The following is an 18,314-nucleotide window of genomic DNA, read 5'->3' as shown; positions in this document are numbered from 1 at the left end:
TCGTGGCCCGCCGTCCACGGACTGTGCGCTGTCCCAAAGGGCGCGGTCAGCCCCCCGAGGAGCCGCTCCAAGAGGCAGGGTCGGCCACCGAGGAACCGCTCCAAGGGAGGGACGGGGTCAGTCCGCGAGGAGCCGCTCCAAGGGAGGGACGGGGTCAGTCCCCGAGGAGCCGCTCCAAGGGAGGGACGGGGTCAGTCCCCGAGGAGCCGCCGGGCGGTCAGCGCGAGCGAGGTGTCGACGACGTCCGCGGGCCGGGTGAGACAGCGGCCGGTGAGCTGTTCGAAACGGCGCAGCCGGTTGAGGACCGTGTTGCGGTGGCAGTACAGCCGGCTCGCCGCGCGCTGGGCGGACCCGTCGTTGTCGAGCCAGGCGCTGACGGTGTCCAGGAGCAGGTCCCGGTCGCTCGGGTCGAGGCTGAGCAGCGGTCCCAGGACCCGGTTGACGAGCGCCGTGCCCAGGGCCGGCGCGGACACCAGCAGGGCCGCGGGCAGATGCTCGTCGAGCAGGACGGTGCCGCCGCTCTCCGGGCAGGCGCGCAGAGCGGTCTCGGCGAGCCGGCGTGCGTCACCGACCGCCGCGAGACCGTCGACCGCGCGGCTGATACCGACCCGGGCCCCGATCGGTACGGTCACGCGGTCGACCAGATCCTTCGGCTCGCGCTCGCCGAGGTGGACGATGCCGTGCTCGACGTCCGTGCCGGTGTGCCAGAGCGCCCGCATACCGGGTGGCACGGACAGCAGTTGTGTGCCCACGTGGCCGGCCGGGTGGGCGACGGCCACGCTCACCACCGCGTACCTGCCCTGCTCGGGAAGGTCCAGCGCGGTGGCCACGTCCGGCAGGTCGGCTATGCGGGTCGTGCCGTCGAGGAGGGCGGTGGTCATCAGCCGCAACCGGTTCTCGCGCCGCCAGGCGAGCTGCCGTTCCACATGCCGGTAGGCGTCGGCGACCAGGGTGCAGTGCTCGTCGACGAAGTTCCACACGTCCGACGCCACATGCACCAGCAGGCGTACGTCGTCGGGGTCGCGCCGTGCGGCCTCCTCGACGAGCCTCCGCCACACCAGGGCGCCGCCGAGCCGAAAGGCGTGCAGCAGCGCGTCCAACGGCATCCCCTGTTCCGCCCGTTCGGCGCCGATCCGCCATGAGCAGCGCCGGGCGGCGTCCCTGCACTCCCTGGGGCGCAGCAGGGAGCCGACGTTGTGCCGCAGGGAGCGGTGCACCTCCTGCCACAGCCCCGAGGGGTCCGTTTCGAAGGCCGCCCGGTAGGCCGGCTCCTGCTCCTGGAGCACGGCGAGCAGCCGTTCGGTGATTTCGGGGAGGTCGTCCATCAGGACGGCGGCCGCGCGGCGCAGCACGGCGACGGCCTCCGCGTCGACGAGGGAACGGACGGGCGGCGAGGCGGGCGGCAGCCCGGGCACCGCCCGGACACGGGCTCGTACGGCGTTCGGCATCGCGGTCCTCCACCGGTTCGGTTCGCACCGGTGCCCAGCACGGCGTTCGTCCCCCGCCGGGCGGCTCCGGAGCAGTCCTTGGTCCCGAAGGATGGCATACCGTCCGGTCGGTCCCTAGAGTTCGTCGACAAATTCCCCGCTGCCTCGCGACGCCCGGCACCTCGCGATACGCGCTCCCCACGCGGTCCAGGCCGACTGGCGACGCCGCGTACGGTCCGGTCGGCGCCTCGAGGCCCGACCGGGGCGGCCGGTCCGCGCGCAGGGGTGGTCGGCGGTCTGCGCGCCCACGACCGGTGCGGTGAGAGACCATCCGCGGCGAGCGGCGAGCGGCGATGCGGCCAGCGGCGTCGCGAGCAGCGCCCGTATCGGAACGCAAAATCACCCGGTCCCGGCAGCCCGCGCCTTCCCCGCCCGCCGACAGGCGCGCTGCGAGCCGAGGGCGGCTCGCACCCCCCGCTCACACCCCCGCGGCTCACCCCCCCGGCTCGCGCCTCCCCGCCTCGCCCCCCCCCGGTCCCCCCGGCGCGCTCAGCGAGGCAGCTGGGCGCGGCGCAGTGGGCCGGAGCACAGCACGACGACGCCGCCGAGGCCGCAGACCGCGGCGCTGGTGACGAAGACGGGGCCGGTGCCCCACCAGCCGATGGCGGCCGCGCTCAGCGGCATGCTGAGCGGGGCGAAGCCGAGGCTGACGATGCCGGCCACGGAGCTGACCCGGCCCAGGTACGCGGGGTCGGCCTGGGTCTGGAGCAGCGCGCCGCACAGGGCGCCGCTGAGCCCGGCGAGCAGCCCGACCAGCAGAGCCGTGCCGACGGCGACGACGAGACTCGGTGCGTACGCGAGCGCGCCGATCGCGACGGAGCCCGGCAGGATCGCCGCCGCGACGACACGTCCGGCGTGCGGCAGCCGACCCCGTACGGTCAGCAGCAGGGCGGCCACCCCGGCCCCGGTCCCGAATCCGGAGAGCACCCAGCCCATACCGGAGGCGCCCCAGCCCCGCTGCTCGGCGAGCAGGGTCAGCCCGACGTTGAGCGGTCCGACGAAGCCGAGGTCGCCGAGGGCGATGGCGACCAGGAGCGGGGCGAGCACACGGTGGCCACGGATGTAGCGCAGACCGTCGCGGAGGTCCTGCCAGGGGGTGGTGCGGGGGACGGTGTCCTGCGCGGCCCCCATGCGGTGGGGCCCCGCCTCCTGGTCCGCCTTCCCGCCCGCCTCCCGGTCCGCTTCCCCGCCCCCCTCCCCGTCCGCCGGCAGGTCCCGCATCCGTACGGAGATCAGCAACGGCACCGAGACGGCGATCAGGAGTCCGGCCAGTCCGAACGCGGCCGCCGCTCCGCCGAGCGCCACGCCCAGGCCGCCGAGCGGCGCGCCCACCACGTTGGCGAAGCGGATCGCGAGGCCGCGCATGCCCTGGACGCGGGCGAGCTGGTCGCGGCCGGTGACGCGGGCCGGAAGGGCGCCCACGGCGGGCATGAACACGGCGTCCACGGTGCCGAAGAGAACGGCGAGCAGGGCGAGCGGCCACAGCCCGGGGCTCGCCGCGAACAGCAGCGCGGCCACCGCGAGGACGGCAGCGCAGCGCACCGCGTCGCTGCCGATGACGACCCTGCGCGGCCCGAACCGGTCGGCCACCACTCCCCCGCCCAGCATGAGCAGGGCCCGCGGCACGGCGCTGACGGCCATCACGAGGCCGGCCTGCGAGGGCGTACCGGCCTGGACCGCGGCCCAGGACAGCGCGAGGTAGTAGACGTTGTCGCCCACCATCGACGCGGTGTAGGCGCCGAGCCAGCGAAGGACGTTGGAGTCGCGGTGGGCCGGCTTGTGGGCGGCGGCGTGGACCGGCGGTATGAGTGTGGCGGTCACGGGAAGCGGTTCCCTCTCGAAGCCGACGCGGATCAGGGGCGGAACGGGAAGCCGTACACATGCAGCGCGACGTTCTCGCGCCCTTCGGTGTCGCCGGCGGCCTCGGCGGCACGGCCCTTCTCGTCGTACTTCCTGGCGAGGGCGAGCAACTCCGCGCCCAGCTCGGCCAGCTCGGCGGGGGTCAGGCGCAGCAGGGACTCCTGGTCGGGCGCGGCGGAGTTCCACTCGGGGCCCCAGGTGGGGCGCTCGTCGAGATAGCGGCGGTACAGGTCGGCGCGCTGCTCGTGGAAGAGACGGGTGGCCGCCGCGTGCGCGGCCGCCTTCTCGGGTGCGTCCCGGAAGTCCTTGTCCTTGATGCTCACGCCCTGTGAGGAGGGCTGCCACCAGCGCTCGCGGCCGTCCCCGCTCTGCGGCCGGGCCGCCTCGATCAGCCCGTGGTCGGCGAGCTTGCGCAGGTGGTAACTGACCAGCGAGACGCCTTCGTCGACCTGCTCGGCGAGCTGCGAGGCGGTCGCGGTGCGGGTCACGCACAGGGCCCGGTAGAGCTTCATCCGCAGCGGATGGGCGAGCGCCTTGAGCGTGCCGATGTCGGTGATGGGGCGGTTCTCCTTGGCGGTCACGGCTCCACCGTAGATACGAAAGAAAAGTTGCGCAACAAAAATTGCACAACTTTCCTTTCGCGTCTGCTCAAGGAGAAGCCCCGGCCACCAGGTGACCGGGGCCGACGCGGCGCGGCGTCACCGCACGGGATGCCCCGCCGCCCGCAGCGTCTCCTTCACCTCGCCGATCCGCAGATCACCGAAGTGGAAGACGGACGCGGCCAGCACCGCGTCGGCGCCCGCCGCGATGGCCGGCGGGAAGTGGTCGAGCTTGCCGGCGCCGCCGGAGGCGATGACGGGCACGGTCACGTGCGCCCGCACCGCCGCGATCATCTCCAGGTCGTAGCCGTCCTTGGTGCCGTCCGCGTCCATCGAGTTGAGCAGGATCTCTCCCGCGCCCAGCTCGGCGGCCCGGTGCGCCCACTCCACGGCGTCGATGCCGGTGCCCTTGCGGCCGCCGTGGGTGGTGACCTCGAAGCTGCCGCTCTCGGTCCGGCGCGCGTCCACCGACAGGACCAGGACCTGCCGGCCGAACCGCTCGGCGATCTCACGGATCAGCTCGGGCCGGGCGATGGCGGCCGTGTTCACGCCCACCTTGTCCGCGCCCGCCCGCAGCAGCTTGTCCACGTCGTCGGGCGTCCGCACGCCCCCGCCCACCGTCAGCGGGATGAACACCTGCTCGGCCGTGCGGCGCACGACGTCGTACGTGGTCTCGCGGTTGCCGGAGGACGCGGTGATGTCCAGGAACGTCAGCTCGTCGGCGCCCTCGGCGTCGTACACCTTCGCCATCTCGACGGGGTCGCCCGCGTCGCGCAGGTTCTGGAAGTTGACACCCTTGACCACCCGGCCGTTGTCCACGTCCAGGCAGGGGATGACTCGTACGGCCAGGGTCATGACTGCGGGGCCTCTCGGTACGCCTCCACCTCGACCTCGACGACCAGGCGCGGGTCCACGAAACCGGAGACGATGATCATGGACGCGGCGGGGCGGACGGAGTCGAACAGCTGCTTGTGGGCGCGTCCGATCTCCTCCACGTCCCGGGCATGGGTGAGGTACATGCGCGTACGGACGACGTCGTCGCGGCCGAGGCCGAGCTCCTTCAGCGCCGCGAACGCGACATTGAAGGAGTTGAGCGCCTGCTCGTACGGGCCGTCGTCGACGATCGATCCGTCGATCACGGAGGTGCAGCCGGAGACCAGCACCAGACCGTTCGGCAGCTGCACCGCACGGGAGTAGCCGAACGTGTCCTCCCAGGGCGCGCCGGTGCTGACGCGTCGTACGTCGCTCACTTGGCTACCGCCTCCAGGGCCTCTTCCAGGGTGAACGCCTTCGCGTACAGGGCCTTCCCGACGATCGAGCCCTCGACACCGAGCGGCACCAGCGCGGCGATGGCCCGCAGGTCGTCCAGCGAGGACACGCCGCCGGAGGCGACCACCGGGCGGTCGGTCGCCGCGCAGACGTTCCTCAGCAGCTCCAGGTTCGGGCCCTGGAGCGTGCCGTCCTTCGCGATGTCGGTGACCACGTAGCGGGCGCAGCCCTCGGAGTTGAGGCGCTCCAGGGTCTCGTAGAGGTCGCCGCCGTCGCGGGTCCAGCCACGGCCGCGCAGCGTCGTGCCGCGTACGTCGAGACCGACCGCGATCTTGTCGCCGTGCTCGGCGATGACCTTGGCGACCCACTCGGGGGTCTCCAGGGCGGCGGTGCCCAGGTTCACCCGGGTGCAGCCGGTGGCGAGGGCGGCGGCGAGCGTGTCGTCGTCGCGGATGCCGCCGGACAGCTCGACCTTGATGTCCATCGCCCCCGCGACCTCGGCGATCAGCGCGCGGTTGTCGCCGGTGCCGAACGCGGCGTCCAGGTCGACGAGGTGCAGCCACTCGGCGCCCGACCGCTGCCAGGCGAGGGCGGCCTCGAGCGGAGAGCCGTAGGACGTCTCCGTACCGGACTCGCCGTGCACGAGGCGGACGGCCTGGCCGTCACGGACGTCGACGGCGGGGAGGAGTTCGAGCTTCGAAGCCATCAGAGGGTTCCGATCCAGTTGTTCAGCAGCTGCGCTCCGGCGTCGCCGGACTTCTCGGGGTGGAACTGCGTGGCCCACAGGGCGCCGTTCTCGACGGCCGCCACGAACGGCTTGCCGTGCGTCGACCAGGTCACCAGGGGTGCGCGCATCGCCGGGTTCGCGACGTCCAGGGACCAGTCGTGGACGGCGTACGAGTGGACGAAGTAGAAGCGCGCGTCGGCGTCGAGCCCCGCGAAGAGCTGCGATCCCCCGGGCGCCTCGACCGTGTTCCAGCCCATGTGCGGCACGATCTCGGCCTCGAGCGGCCCGACCGTGCCGGGCCACTCGTCGAGGCCCTCGGTCTCCACACCGTGCTCGATGCCGCGCTCGAAGAGGATCTGCATGCCGACGCAGATGCCCATCACGGGGCGGCCGCCGGCCAGCCGGCGGCCGACGATCCAGTCGCCGCGCGCCTCCTTCAGCCCCTTCATGCAGGCGGCGAAGGCGCCGACACCGGGCACCAGCAGTCCGTCGGCGTTCATGGCCGTGTCGAAGTCACGCGTTATCTCGACCTCGGCGCCGGCACGGGCGAGCGCGCGCTCGGCGGAGCGCACATTGCCGAAGCCGTAGTCGAACACCACGACTTTCTTCGCGGTACTCAATTCCACACCTCCAGTCGCACGACGCCCGCGGCCAGGCACATCACCGCGCCGATCGACAGCACCACGATGAGGCTCGTCGGCATCTTCTGCTTGACGAAGGAGTAGACCCCGCCGAGGAGGAAGAGCCCGAGGACGATCAGGACGGTGGACAGCCCGCTCACAGTGCGCCCTTCGTGGAGGGGAGGATGCCGGCGGCACGCGGGTCGCGTTCGCTCGCGTACCGCAGCGCCCGCGCCAGCGCCTTGAACTGGCACTCCACGATGTGGTGCGCGTTGCGCCCGTACGGCACGTGCACGTGCAGGGCGATCTGCGCCTGGGCGACGAAGGACTCCAGTATGTGCCGGGTCATCGTGGTGTCGTACTCGCCGATCATCGGCGCCATGTTCTCGGGCTCGGTGTGCACGAGGTACGGGCGGCCCGACAGGTCGACGGTCACCTGGGCGAGGGACTCGTCCAGCGGGACCGTGCAGTTGCCGAAGCGGTAGATGCCCACCTTGTCGCCGAGCGCCTGCTTGAAGGCGGCACCGAGGGCGAGGGCGGTGTCCTCGATGGTGTGGTGCGAGTCGATGTGCAGGTCGCCCTCGGTCTTCACCGTCAGGTCGAACAGACCGTGGCGGCCGAGCTGGTCGAGCATGTGGTCGTAGAAGCCGACCCCGGTCGACACATCGACCTTTCCGGACCCGTCGAGATCGATCTCGACGAGCACCGAGGTCTCCTTGGTGGTGCGCTCAACGCGGCCTACGCGGCTCATGCGTTCTGCTCCTTCTTCAGCTCACGGACCGCGTCGAGGAACGCGTCGTTCTCTTCGGGGGTACCGGCGCTGACCCGCAGCCATCCCGGTACGCCGTTGTCCCGGACCAGGACGCCCCGGTCGAGGATCTGCTGCCAGACCTCGTGCGCGTCGGCGAACCGCCCGAACTGCACGAAGTTCGCGTCGGACTCGGTCACGTCGTAGCCGATCGCGCGCAGCTCGGCGACCAGCCGGTCCCGCTCGGCCTTCAACTGCTCCACGTAACCGAGCAGGGTGTCGGTGTGCTCCAGGGCGGCCAGCGCGGTCGCCTGCGTGATGGCCGACAGGTGGTACGGCAGCCGTACGAGCTGGACGGCGTCGACCACCGCCGGGTGCGCGGCGAGATAGCCGAGGCGCAGCCCGGCCGCGCCGAACGCCTTGGACATGGTGCGCGAGACGACGAGATGCGGCCGGCCTTCGAGCAGCGGCAGCAGGGAGTCGCCGTGGCTGAACTCGATGTACGCCTCGTCGACCACCACCATCGACGGCTTCACCGCCTGCGCGGCCTCGTACAGCGCGAGGACCGTCTCGGGCGGGACCGCGGTGCCCGTGGGGTTGTTGGGGGTCGTGATGAAGACGACGTCCGGCCGGCTCTCGGCGATGGCCTGCCGGGCGGCGGCGAGGTCGATCGTGAAGTCCTCGCCCCGGGGACCGGAGATCCAGGCGGTGCCCGTGCCGCGCGCGATGAGGGCGTGCATCGAGTACGACGGCTCGAAGCCGATCGCCGTGCGGCCGGGTCCGCCGAAGGTCTGGAGCAGCTGCTGGATGACCTCGTTGGAGCCGTTGGCCGCCCAGACGTTCTCGATGCCGACGGGGTGCTTGCCGGTGTTCGTCAGGTACGTGGCCAGCTCCGTGCGCAGCTCCACCGCGTCCCGGTCGGGGTAGCGGTTGAGGTGACGGGCGGCCTCCCGCACCCGCTCGGCGATCCGCTCGACGAGCGGCTCGGGCAGCGGGTACGGATTCTCGTTGGTGTTCAGCCGTACGGGGACGTCGAGCTGGGGCGCGCCGTAGGGGGACTTGCCGCGCAGCTCGTCCCGTACGGGGAGATCGTCGATTCCGAAGCTCACTTGCTCTCAGGCACCTTCCAACCGAACCTTGCCTTGATCGCCGCGCCGTGCGCGGGCAGGTCCTCCGCCTCCGCGAGCGTCACCACGTGGTGCGCCACGTCGGCCAGCGCGTCCTTCGTGTAGTCGACGATGTGGATGCCGCGCAGGAAGGACTGGACGGACAGGCCCGAGGAGTGGCAGGCGCAGCCGCCGGTGGGCAGCACGTGGTTGGAGCCGGCCGCGTAGTCGCCGAGGGAGACCGGCGCCCAGGGCCCGATGAAGATCGCGCCCGCGTTGCGCACCCGGTCGGCCACGGCGGCCGCGTCGGCCGTCTGGATCTCCAGGTGCTCGGCGCCGTACGCGTCGACCACCCGCAGGCCCTCGTCGACGCCGTCGACGAGCACGATCGCGGACTGCCGGCCCTTCAGCGCCGGGACGATGCGGTCGTCGATGTGCTTGGTGGCCGCGACCTGCGGTTCCAGCTCCTTCTCGACCGCGTCCGCCAGCTCGACGGAGTCGGTGACCAGGACGGCGGCGGCCAGCGGGTCGTGCTCGGCCTGGCTGATCAGGTCGGAGGCGACGTGGACGGGGTCGGCCGTGGAGTCCGCGAGGACCGCGATCTCGGTGGGGCCGGCCTCGGCGTCGATGCCGATCTTGCCCGTGAAGTAGCGCTTGGCCGCGGCGACCCAGATGTTGCCGGGGCCGGTGACCATGTCGGCGGGCGCGCAGGACTCGGTGCCGTACGCGAACATCGCGACGGCGGTCGCGCCGCCGGCCGCGTACACCTCGTCGACGCCGAGCAGCGCGCACGCCGCGAGGATCGTCGGGTGCGGGAGTCCGCCGAACTCGGCCTGCGCCGGCGAGGCGAGGGCGATCGACTCGACGCCGGCCTCCTGGGCCGGGACGACGTTCATGACCACGGAGGACGGGTAGACCGACCGACCGCCGGGCGCGTACAGACCGACGCGGTCGACCGGCACCCACTTCTCGGTGACCGAGCCGCCCGGCACGACCTGGGTCGTGTGCGTCGTACGGCGCTGCTCGCGGTGGACGAGCCGGGCGCGGCGGATCGACTCCTCCAGGGCCGCGCGCACCGCCGGGTCGAGCTGCTCCAGCGCGTCGGCGAGGGCCCGCGCCGGGACCCGTACGGACTCGAGGCGTACGCCGTCGAACTTCTCGGCGAAGTCGATCAGCGCCGCGTCGCCCCGATGATGCACGGCCTCGCAGATCGGACGCACCTTCTCCAGGGCGGCCGAGACGTCGAAGTCGGCTCGGGGCAGCAGGTCGCGCAGGGCGGAGCCCTCGGGGAGGGCGTCGCCGCGCAGATCGATTCGGGAGATCACATAGCCAATTCTCTCAGACCGGCGTCGGCCGCCGGACGCCCGTATCAATGGCTGATACAGATCCCACCCGCTCTCCGGAAGATCACCCTCACCATTAGCGTTCAGACGGTCACACAGCGGGCATGAACGACTGTACGAAACCCGTGAGTAACCGAGGGACAGAGAGACAGCGAGAAAAGAGAGACAGAGGGGCCGAGCAACCGAGCAGCCGGGGGCGGGAGGAAGGAAGCGCCGTGACCGAGGGTGCCGGTATCCACGCCGGGGACCTGCCGGACGACCTGACCGCCGCCGAGGCCGGCATGTGGCAGGCCTTCCGCAACGGCACTGTGTACGACCTGCGCGCCGGGAACGCGACCGTGGACGATCCGCACGGCGGCCACCCCTGGGGCCCCGAGCGCACCGTACGGGCCCGCATCGTGTGCTGGCTGCTCCTGGACGGGCCGCCGGCCCTGGCGGGGCGGGTGGCGTCCCTGAAGCTCGTCGGCGTACAGATCAAGGACTCGCTCGATCTCTCCGGCGGCACCGTCGTGCCGTACCTCGAACTGAAGGGCTGCCGGTTCGAGAAGGAGGTCCTGCTGCCGGAGGCCCACTTCACGACCGTACGGTTCGTGGACTGCTCGGTGCCGCGCCTGGAGGCGGCACGGGTGCACACCGAGGGCGACCTGCATCTGCCGCGCTGCCGGTTCCACAACGGCGTACGGCTCACGGACGCGCACATCGGCACGGATCTGCTGCTGAACCAGGCGGTGGTCTACCGGGACCGGCGCGGGCGTTCGCTCACCGGCGACGGCATGACCGTCGGGCAGGACCTCCAGGCCGAGATGATGGAGTCGCACGGCGAGCTGAGTCTGCGCAGCGCCAAGATCGGCGTCTCGCTGAGCCTGCGCGGCGCCCTGCTGACCAACAGCTACACGCCCCTGGCCCTGAACGCGCCTCAGCTGACCGTCGGGCGCACGCTGTACCTGACCCCCGCCGGCCTCGGCAATCCGCCGCTGACCAGCGGCGCCACTCCGGCGCGGGGCACCCGGGTGCAGCGGTTCGCGTGCCGGGGCGGGATCCGGCTCGACGACGGGCGGTTCGGGGACGCGGTGGACCTGGAGCGGGCCCGCTTCGTCTTCGAGGACGACCAGGAGTTGTCACTGCGCCGGGTCCAGACGCCCGAGCTGCGCTTTTTGAGCGAGCACCCCGAGCGCGGCCGGGTCGTCCTGTCGGGCGCGCGGATCGTCAACCTGGTCGACAGGGCGGAGAGCTGGCCGGGCCCGGGCCGGCTGCAGATGGGCGGCTTCGGCTACGAGAACCTCGTGCCGCACGGCCGGTTCCCGCTGACCGAGCGCCTGGAGTGGGTGGCCGCGGCGACCGCCGAGTACAACCCGGAGCCGTACGAGCGCCTGGCGGCCGTGCTGCGCAACTCCGGCGAGGACGAGGACGCGCGGGAGGTGCTGCTCGCCAAGCAGCGCCGCCGCCGGGAGACCCTGCCGGTCGCGGGCAAGCTGTGGGGGTACGTACAGGACTGGGCGGTCGCCTACGGGTACCGGCCGGGGCGCGCCGCCCTGTGGATGGCGGTCCTGTGGGCGGTGACGTCGGTCGCCTTCTCGCACGCCGGGCACCCCCCGGTCAACGGCGACGGGCATCCGTCGTGGAACGCCTCGCTGTTCGCGCTGGATCTGCTGCTGCCGGTCATCGACCTCGGCCAGGCCGGCCAGTGGCAGCTGCGCGGCGGCTGGCAGTGGCTGGCCGCGACGGTGATCCTGCTCGGCTGGATCCTGGCGACGACCGTGGCGGCGGGGGCCACCCGACTGCTGCGCCGCAGCTGACGGACAGGGCGGCCCGAGCCGGCGGACAGACCGTCAACAGTTGAACAACAGTCACCTTTTACTTGCCCTTGACCGTCCGTCATACAACCAATCGAAGGTTACGAAAGCGTCACCACACACCCCCTGACACAGCCCCGACCTGCGGCTTTCAATGGCTTCCACCATGGCACTGCTGCGCGCGATCCTCCGTACGGCCCGGATGGCCAGGAACTCCCCGCGCCTCGCGGTCGGGCTGCCCGCCGACGACGAGGTGCTCCTCGACGCGCCCGACGAACACCTCGCCCCCGCGCTGGTCGCGGCGGGACGCGGCGAGTACGAGCCCGCGGCCGAGCTGCTCGCCGGCTCCCGCGAGGCCGCCGAGTGGGAGAACCGCGACCGGTACACGACCCGCCTCGCGGCCTTCGCGCGCTCCCGGCCCGAGTGGCTCGAGGAGTGGCGGCGCGCCCGCCCGCACGACCCGGACGCGCTGCTCGTCCGGGCCGAGCTGGCGGTGCGCCGCGGCTGGGAGTCGCCCGCCCGCGCCGAACTCCTGCGCCAGGTCGCCCCGCTGATCACCGCCGCCGCGGAGGGCGCCCCGCGCGACCCGGTGCCCTGGCGGATCGCCCTCGACCACGCGCGCGGCACCAACGCCGGGCACGCCGAGTTCGAACGGCTGTGGGGCGAGGCGGTGCGCCGCTCCTCGCACCACTACGGCTGCCATGTCGCCGCCCTCCAGTACTTGTCCGCCGCCTGCTGTGCTCAGCGGGGGGACACCCCTCACACCCCCCGGCGCTCGCACCGCGAGTGCTTCGACTTCGCCGAGACGGCCGCGCAGGACGCCCTGCCCGGCTCCCTGGTCCAGATGCTGCCCGTGCGCGCCGCCTTCGCCTATCTGACCGAGGGCGGCGGGGCGGCCGTGGGGCGCGAGCGCCTGGACGCGGCGGCCGACCGGGCCATCGCGCTCTCGAACGAGTACGCGGCCGCCGACCCGTGGCCCGCGGAGGTCCGCAACCTCCTCACCTATGTCCTGGTGCGGCTCCAGCGCTGGGAGGACGCGTTGCAGCAACTGCGCATGATCGGCCCGTACGCCACCTCGTTCCCCTGGGACCGGATCTCCGACGACCCGCTCGGGCAGTTCCTGGAACTGCGCGACGGAGTCCGCCTCGAGGTCGCCTCCGGCCTCCCCCTCGGACCGCCGGGTGAGCGCCCGCGGGATCCACGGAGTGGGCACGACGGACGCTCCCGCTCCGGCGACCATTAGGCTTTCGCGTCGTGACCACCGTCCGGCTCCCGCTCTTCCCGCTGAACTCGGTGCTGTTCCCCGGGCTCGTCCTCCCGCTGAACGTGTTCGAGGAGCGCTATCGCGCCCTCATGCGCGATCTGCTGAAGACCCCCGAGGACGAACCGCGCCGGTTCGCCGTCGTCGCCATCCGCGACGGCTACGAGGTCGCGCCGAGCGCGCCCGGCATGCCGGACCCGACGGCCGTGCCCGAGCGCGGGCCCGCGGCCGGCTTCGGCGACGACCCGGTCAAGGCCTTCCACTCCGTGGGCTGCATCGCGGACGCGGCGACCGTGCGGGAGCGCGCCGACGGCGGCTTCGAGGTGCTGGCGACCGGCACGACACGCGTCAAGCTGCTCTCCGTGGACGCGTCGGGCCCGTATCTGACGGCCGAGCTGGAGGAACTGCCCGAGGACCCGGGCGACGGGGCGGGTGCGCTCGCCGAGGGCGTGCTGCGCGCGTTCCGGCAGTACCAGAAGCGCCTGGCCGGCGCCCGCGAGCGCTCCATCTCCACGAGCGCCGACCTGCCGGACGAGCCGTCCGTCGTCTCGTACCTCGTCGCGGCGGCCGTGATGCTCGACACCCCGGCGAAACAGCGGCTGCTCCAGGCCCCGGACACGGCCTCACGGCTGCGCGAGGAGCTGAAACTGCTGCGCACGGAGACGGCGATCATCCGTAATCTGCCGTCGTTGCCAGCGTCCGAGCTGACGCGCGGCCCGACCAGTCTCAACTGAACCGACGTGAAGGCAGCGGCACCGTGGCGAAGAAGTCGAAGAAGCAGCAGCCGGGCGGCACGCCCGCGACGGTGGCCCTGACGGCGGCGGGCGTGCCGTACACGGTCCACGCGTACGAGCACGACCCCGCGCACCCCTCGTACGGCGAGGAGGCGGCCGAGGCGATGGGCGTCTCGCCCGACCGCGTCTTCAAGACGCTGGTGGCGGACGTGGACGGCGCGCTGGTCGTCGCCGTGGTCCCGGTCGCGGGCTCGCTGGACCTGAAGGCGCTGGCGACGGCGGTGGGCGGCAAGCGCGCGGCGATGGCGGATCCCGTGCTGGCGGAGCGCACGACGGGCTATGTCCGCGGTGGCATCTCACCGCTGGGCCAGCGCAAGAAGCTCCGCACGGTCCTGGACGCGTCGGCCGCCGCCCACGACACGGTCTGTGTCTCGGCGGGCCGCCGGGGCCTCGAAGTGGAGCTGTCCCCGGACGACTTGGCGAAGCTCACGGAAGCGGTCCCCGCCCCGATCGCCCGTGCCTGACCCCTCGACGGACGCCCCGTCCTCGGTTAAGTACGAGGAACATGTCGAAGAGGACGCGCAAGCGGAAATGGCGTACGCGCAAGGGCAACGCGAACCACGGCAGGAGGCCGGCGTAGGAGACACCTCCCTCAGCCCGACCGGCGCTTGAGGGCCTGCCGGCACGCCGAAGGGGGCTGGGGGTGCGGCCCGCAGGGACGGGCAGGGGCGGCGGGGCGGAACACCCCGCCGCGGCCACAACGCGCCGAACCGTTACCCGGCGGGCGGAGCCGGAGGCGCGTCGTACGGGCTCGCGTACGGATCCGGATCCCGTGGCCCGAACAGCGCCGTGAGTCCGAGGTGCACCAGCAGCGCCGCCAGCGACCACGCCAGCAGCGCCCCCTTCGCGCCCAGCTTCAGCGGCGCGGAGAAGGTGACGCCCTTGCCCACGGCCTTGGCATGCGCGAGCACGTTCTGCGTGGGTCCCAGCCAGACCCCCACCCGCCACGCGAGCAACGACCCGAGCACCCCGCCCACGGCGAGCGACACGGCCAGCGGCACCCCGCCCCGCCGGCGCCACAGGAACACGGCGAGCGCACTGACCGCGCCGAAGGCCAGCGCGAGCAGGGTGAAGGTTCCATCGACCCCGACAGCCTGCTCGCCCTCGGTGTCCTTGAGGTAGACGACCCACTCCTTGCCGACCACGCCGCCCATGAGCGGCACATGCGGCGCCAGCCACCACCACAGCACCCCGAGCAGCACTCCGCAGAGCGCAAGACCGACCGTGATCACGGCGGCCTCGCGGACTTCGGTCTTCATCCCGGGGCCGTCCTCTTCGTACCCGGCCACGCCCACGGCACCACCGGCGGGCGGCGCCTGCCAGGGGTCCTGGGAGGGCTGGTCGTGCGGCGGCGGAGGCGGAGTCAGCGGAGCGGTCACCCTGCCATCGTGCCAGGCGGGTCCGTCGGCCGCGTCACCGGACGGCCGCTCGGCGATAGGCCCAGGTCGCGACGGCCAGCGAGGCGACCCCGACGGCGGCGCACACGGCCAGGTCACCCAGGACGAACGCCCAGTCCGGGTGCCCGCCGAAGGTCCGCGCGAGCGCCTCGACCCCGTACGTGGACGGCAGCAGATCCCGCGCGCACTGCACGACCCCCGGCATCCGGTCGGCCGGCAGCACACCGAGCAGCAGCGCCGCGGACATCCCCAACTGCCCCAGCAGCGTGGCCAGTTCGGGCCGAGGAGCGAGCAGCCCGAAGGCGGCCCCGAGCCCGGCGAGCGCGGCCCCCGCGAGCGGGATCACCGCGGCAAGGACCCACAGGTGGGTCAGCGGCAGCCCGAAGAGCACACACCCGAAGACGGCGGTGACGACGGTCCCGGGCACGGTGAAGGAGGCGTACGCGCCGGCCGCGCCGAGCACCACCGCCGCGGGCGGCACGGGCAGCGTCGCGTAGTGGTCGAGCCCGCCGCTGGCGCGCAGCTGCCCGAAGTACTGCGCGAGCAGGTTCAGCGCGACGAACGCGACGACGAGGACGGTCGCCCCGGCGACCACGGCCCGCGCCTCGTCCGCGTCGTCGACGACTCCGCGCATCATGATCATGATCCCGACGGACTGGAAGGTCGCCACGAACAGCAGCGGGATCCGCGCGACCCGCGCCCGGGACAGCTGCGCCCGGTAGACGGCGGCGAGCGACGGCCACAGCCGCGCCCGCGGCCCGAGCGGCGCCTCGGTTCGAGCGCCGTCGTCCAGGGCCGTGACGCCGGGCAGAACCTCAGCGGGTACGACACTCACGTCGAGCTGCTCCTCTTCGCTCCGGCCCCGTTCCATACGGCCGCGGCGGCCCGTACGTTCATGCCCCTCACGCCTTCACCAGCCCCTGCGCGTTGCCGCCGAGCGCCAGATAGACGTCCTCCAGGCTCGGCGTGGCCAGGGTGAAGTCGTCCAGGGCGGCGAAGGCGGCTCCTCCGGTGACCGTGGCGACCGCGGCGCGGGCCTCGTCGGGCGCGAGCCGCAGCGACCAGCGGCGCCCGGACTCGACGGCACGGGCCCGCAGCGCGGCGACCTCGGGAACGTCCAGCGGCGCCCGCTCGCGCCAGACGAGTTCGACGCGCACCTCCCCCGCGACCCGCTCCTTGAGCCCGCCCGGTGTGTCGCAGGCGATGACGCGTCCGCTGTCGAGCACGGCGACCCGGTCGAGCACGGTCTCCGCCTCGATGACGTTGTGGGTGACCAGCAGGACGGTGGTGCCGCGCTCGGCGCGCCGCCGGTCGACGGCGGCCCACACGGCCCGCCGCGCCACGGGGTCCATCCCGGTGGTCGGCTCGTCGAGCACGAGCAGCGGCCGCTCCCCCACCAGGACGGTGGCGAAGCAGGCGAGCCTGCGCTGCCCGCCGGACAGCTTCTTCAGCGGGCGCCCGGCGACCGCCGCGAGACCCAGTTCGTCGAGTACGGCGTCCCGCTCGCCCCGCGCCTGCCGGACGTCGAGACCGCGCAGCCGCCCGGTCGTCTCGGCGGCGAGCGACACCGTCAGCTCGTCGAGGGCGGTGGACTCCTGCCCGAGGTAGGCGAGGATCCGCGCGGCCCGCTCGGGATGGCGCACGATGTCGTGCCCGAGGATGTCGACGCTGCCCCGGTCGGGCCGCATCAGCCCGGTCAGCTGGCGGACGAGGGTGGACTTCCCGGCGCCGTTCGGCCCGAGCAGCCCGAAGACCTCGCCGCGCCGGATGTCGAGCCGTACCCCGTCGGTGGCCCGCACCTCGGGCGTTCCCGGGGCGCCACGCCGTCCGCGCACGGCCGGGTAGGTCTTGGTCAGCCCCCGCACGGCGCACACGACATCGCCACCCTGTCGACATGCCTGTGCCGTGCGCGTACTCACAAGGGACGAGAGTACGGGGTGGTGGAGTCCGCCCGAAATCCAACCCCCGTCCTGAAATAGAACTCCGGCGCGGCAGCCCCGGCTAATCTCCCGCCGGCGCGTGCTCCGCCGCCGTCCGTACATCGATCTCCCGCCAGAACCCCGCCCTGATCGCGTACCGGTCGTGCTCGTCGATCTGGTCGTCCTTGTGCGCGAGCAGCCCGAACCGGGCGGCGTACCGCAGCAGCTCCCCGTCGACCCGGTGCGGAACCCGTGGATACATGGCCGACAGCTTCTGCAGATGCGTCTGGTCGGTCAGTCGCTCCATCCACCGCCGGGCGAACACCTGTCCGACCTCGTACGGGTCCCCGCCGACCGTGGTGATGTCCTCCTCGCGGTCGGCCCACCGCTGCTCCGCCGAGGTGAGTTGCGCCAGCGTCGGCAGCGACGCGGCGTCCGCGGACTCGGCCGCCGCACCGGGCCGGTCCACCCACCCCTTGTCGGAGGACCACCGCAGCGTCGCACTGGCCGGATGCTGAGGGGACTGGGTGCCGGGCGCGCGGAGAGCGGCCAGGTCCTTCGGTGTCGGCACGCCCTTCGGGGCCGACACCCGCTCCTGCGCCCCGTTCTGCGCGTCCGCCGCCGACCGGTGCTCCGGCTCCTCGGCGGTCCGCTCGGCGGCGCCCGCGAGCGAGGACTCGGGCAGCGGCGCGGACAGGATCGCGGCGATCTCCGGCCGCGGGACGGGCTGCGGCGCGCAGACCCCGCCCACCTCCTTGGCGCGTACGGCCTTGGTGATCCAGGCCCGGTCGAGCACACGCCGCTCGTCGGCCTCGGCGACCAGGTCCTCGGACTGGTTGTAGTCGCCGTCCGCGGCCTGAACGGCCCACAGGTGTACGGCGACCCCGTGCTCCTTGGCGGCCATCATGCCCGGCAGCAGATCCCCGTCGCCGGTCACCAGGACCACGTCGGAACAGGCCCGGTTGCGCGCCAACTCGGTCAGCTCCGCGTGCATCGCCGCGTCGACGCCCTTCTGCGCCCACCGCCCGTCACTGCGGGTCAGCGCGCCCAGCCGGACGGTCACGCGCGGCATCACCCGGAGTCTGCGGTGCTCCGGCTGTGGCACGCGGTCGGGGGCGCCGTCGAACCAGTAGATGCGCAGCAGCGGCCGTTCCGTGTCGAACTCGGCGCGCTCGCGCAGTCCCTGGATGAGGGCGGCATGGTCGACGGTGATCCGGGAGCGCGAAGGCTCTCCGGCGAGCAGACTGGCGGCGGCCCCGAGCAGATACCCGGCGTCCACCAGGACGATGCAGCGGTCCACGCGGTCCACCCTCTTTCCGGGAGGTTTGCTTTGGGCTTCCTTCGAGTCTGCCCGACCCTGCGGAGGTTAACGGCCCGAACTCGATCTTCGG

At 72.9% G+C, this 18,314-nt stretch carries 19 protein-coding genes; 4 read left to right on the top strand and 15 right to left on the bottom strand.

The genetic code is table 11. The features are described 5' to 3' along the window. Positions 1–191: 191 nt before the first annotated feature. From GTY58_RS32065 to hisD, 11 genes are all read right to left on the bottom strand, one after another. Complete coding sequence (locus tag GTY58_RS32065; RefSeq protein WP_010987564.1) at positions 192–1,448, bottom strand: helix-turn-helix domain-containing protein; 1,257 nt, start codon at positions 1,446–1,448, stop codon at positions 192–194. A gap of 528 nt (positions 1,449–1,976) precedes the next feature. After that, entirely contained in the window at positions 1,977–3,308 is a 1,332-nt protein-coding gene (locus tag GTY58_RS32060) for an MFS transporter (RefSeq protein ID WP_037646789.1), read from the bottom strand. A 32-nt stretch (positions 3,309–3,340) separates the two neighbouring features. Beyond that, positions 3,341–3,928: a helix-turn-helix domain-containing protein gene (locus GTY58_RS32055; RefSeq protein WP_010987562.1), complete on the bottom strand. Its 588-nt coding sequence runs from the start codon at positions 3,926–3,928 to the stop codon at positions 3,341–3,343. A gap of 117 nt (positions 3,929–4,045) precedes the next feature. Continuing rightward, a complete protein-coding gene (gene hisF / locus GTY58_RS32050; RefSeq protein ID WP_010987561.1) occupies positions 4,046–4,801 on the bottom strand; it encodes an imidazole glycerol phosphate synthase subunit HisF in 756 nt (251 codons plus the stop codon). Continuing rightward, on the bottom strand, positions 4,798–5,196 hold the full coding sequence (locus GTY58_RS32045) for a RidA family protein (RefSeq protein ID WP_037646788.1): 399 nt from the start codon (positions 5,194–5,196) through the stop codon (positions 4,798–4,800). Before GTY58_RS32045 ends, hisF begins: the two co-directional genes overlap by 4 nt. Next, a complete protein-coding gene (priA, locus tag GTY58_RS32040; RefSeq protein ID WP_010987559.1) occupies positions 5,193–5,921 on the bottom strand; it encodes a bifunctional 1-(5-phosphoribosyl)-5-((5-phosphoribosylamino)methylideneamino)imidazole-4-carboxamide isomerase/phosphoribosylanthranilate isomerase PriA in 729 nt (242 codons plus the stop codon). The genes GTY58_RS32045 and priA overlap by 4 nt, the downstream gene beginning before the upstream one ends. Further along, positions 5,921–6,568 (bottom strand): imidazole glycerol phosphate synthase subunit HisH, encoded by a 648-nt coding sequence (hisH, locus tag GTY58_RS32035; RefSeq protein WP_010987558.1) that lies wholly within the window; start codon positions 6,566–6,568, stop codon positions 5,921–5,923. Before hisH ends, priA begins: the two co-directional genes overlap by 1 nt. Continuing rightward, complete coding sequence (locus GTY58_RS39870) at positions 6,559–6,723, bottom strand: hypothetical protein (RefSeq protein WP_010987557.1); 165 nt, start codon at positions 6,721–6,723, stop codon at positions 6,559–6,561. Before GTY58_RS39870 ends, hisH begins: the two co-directional genes overlap by 10 nt. Further along, complete coding sequence (hisB, locus tag GTY58_RS32030; protein WP_010987556.1) at positions 6,720–7,313, bottom strand: imidazoleglycerol-phosphate dehydratase HisB; 594 nt, start codon at positions 7,311–7,313, stop codon at positions 6,720–6,722. The genes GTY58_RS39870 and hisB overlap by 4 nt, the downstream gene beginning before the upstream one ends. After that, the gene (locus GTY58_RS32025; RefSeq protein ID WP_010987555.1) at positions 7,310–8,419 is read right to left on the bottom strand and encodes a histidinol-phosphate transaminase; all 1,110 of its coding nucleotides are present in this window, start codon (positions 8,417–8,419) and stop codon (positions 7,310–7,312) included. Before GTY58_RS32025 ends, hisB begins: the two co-directional genes overlap by 4 nt. Beyond that, the gene (gene hisD, locus GTY58_RS32020) at positions 8,416–9,741 is read right to left on the bottom strand and encodes a histidinol dehydrogenase (protein WP_010987554.1); all 1,326 of its coding nucleotides are present in this window, start codon (positions 9,739–9,741) and stop codon (positions 8,416–8,418) included. Before hisD ends, GTY58_RS32025 begins: the two co-directional genes overlap by 4 nt. A 233-nt stretch (positions 9,742–9,974) precedes the next feature. On the opposite strand from hisD, the gene GTY58_RS32015 reads away from it, so the two are divergent. The 4 genes from GTY58_RS32015 to ybaK all read left to right on the top strand — a co-directional run bounded on the left by GTY58_RS32015 (position 9,975) and on the right by ybaK (position 14,071). Further along, positions 9,975–11,555: a hypothetical protein gene (locus tag GTY58_RS32015; protein WP_010987553.1), complete on the top strand. Its 1,581-nt coding sequence runs from the start codon at positions 9,975–9,977 to the stop codon at positions 11,553–11,555. Positions 11,556–11,718: 163 nt separating this feature from the next. Further along, a complete protein-coding gene (locus tag GTY58_RS32010) occupies positions 11,719–12,795 on the top strand; it encodes a hypothetical protein (RefSeq protein WP_037646927.1) in 1,077 nt (358 codons plus the stop codon). 11 nt (positions 12,796–12,806) lie between these two features. Continuing rightward, positions 12,807–13,547 carry an LON peptidase substrate-binding domain-containing protein gene (locus tag GTY58_RS32005; RefSeq protein ID WP_010987551.1) on the top strand — a complete coding sequence of 247 codons (741 nt, stop codon included), beginning with the start codon at positions 12,807–12,809 and terminating at the stop codon, positions 13,545–13,547. Between the two features lie 23 nt (positions 13,548–13,570). Beyond that, positions 13,571–14,071 (top strand): Cys-tRNA(Pro) deacylase, encoded by a 501-nt coding sequence (ybaK, locus tag GTY58_RS32000; RefSeq protein ID WP_010987550.1) that lies wholly within the window; start codon positions 13,571–13,573, stop codon positions 14,069–14,071. A 249-nt stretch (positions 14,072–14,320) separates the two neighbouring features. On the opposite strand, the gene GTY58_RS31995 is transcribed toward ybaK, so the two are convergent. The 4 genes from GTY58_RS31995 to GTY58_RS31980 form a co-directional block, all read right to left on the bottom strand. Further along, positions 14,321–14,986: an ATPase AAA gene (locus tag GTY58_RS31995; RefSeq protein ID WP_010987549.1), complete on the bottom strand. Its 666-nt coding sequence runs from the start codon at positions 14,984–14,986 to the stop codon at positions 14,321–14,323. Positions 14,987–15,020: 34 nt separating this feature from the next. Further along, on the bottom strand, positions 15,021–15,875 hold the full coding sequence (locus tag GTY58_RS31990) for an ABC transporter permease (RefSeq protein ID WP_010987548.1): 855 nt from the start codon (positions 15,873–15,875) through the stop codon (positions 15,021–15,023). A gap of 31 nt (positions 15,876–15,906) precedes the next feature. After that, positions 15,907–16,878, bottom strand: a complete 972-nt coding sequence (locus tag GTY58_RS31985; RefSeq protein WP_037646784.1) for an ABC transporter ATP-binding protein — start codon at positions 16,876–16,878, stop codon at positions 15,907–15,909. Positions 16,879–17,005: 127 nt separating this feature from the next. Next, positions 17,006–18,223: an NYN domain-containing protein gene (locus tag GTY58_RS31980; protein ID WP_037646924.1), complete on the bottom strand. Its 1,218-nt coding sequence runs from the start codon at positions 18,221–18,223 to the stop codon at positions 17,006–17,008. Between the last annotated feature and the right edge of the window lie 91 nt (positions 18,224–18,314).

Origin of the sequence: Streptomyces sp. SID5469, assembly GCF_009862865.1 — a bacterium.
Taxonomy (GTDB): Bacteria; Actinomycetota; Actinomycetes; order Streptomycetales; family Streptomycetaceae; genus Streptomyces; species Streptomyces avermitilis.
The sequence above is the reverse complement of the archived record's forward strand: the minus strand, read 5'-3'. Positions and strand labels throughout refer to the sequence as shown.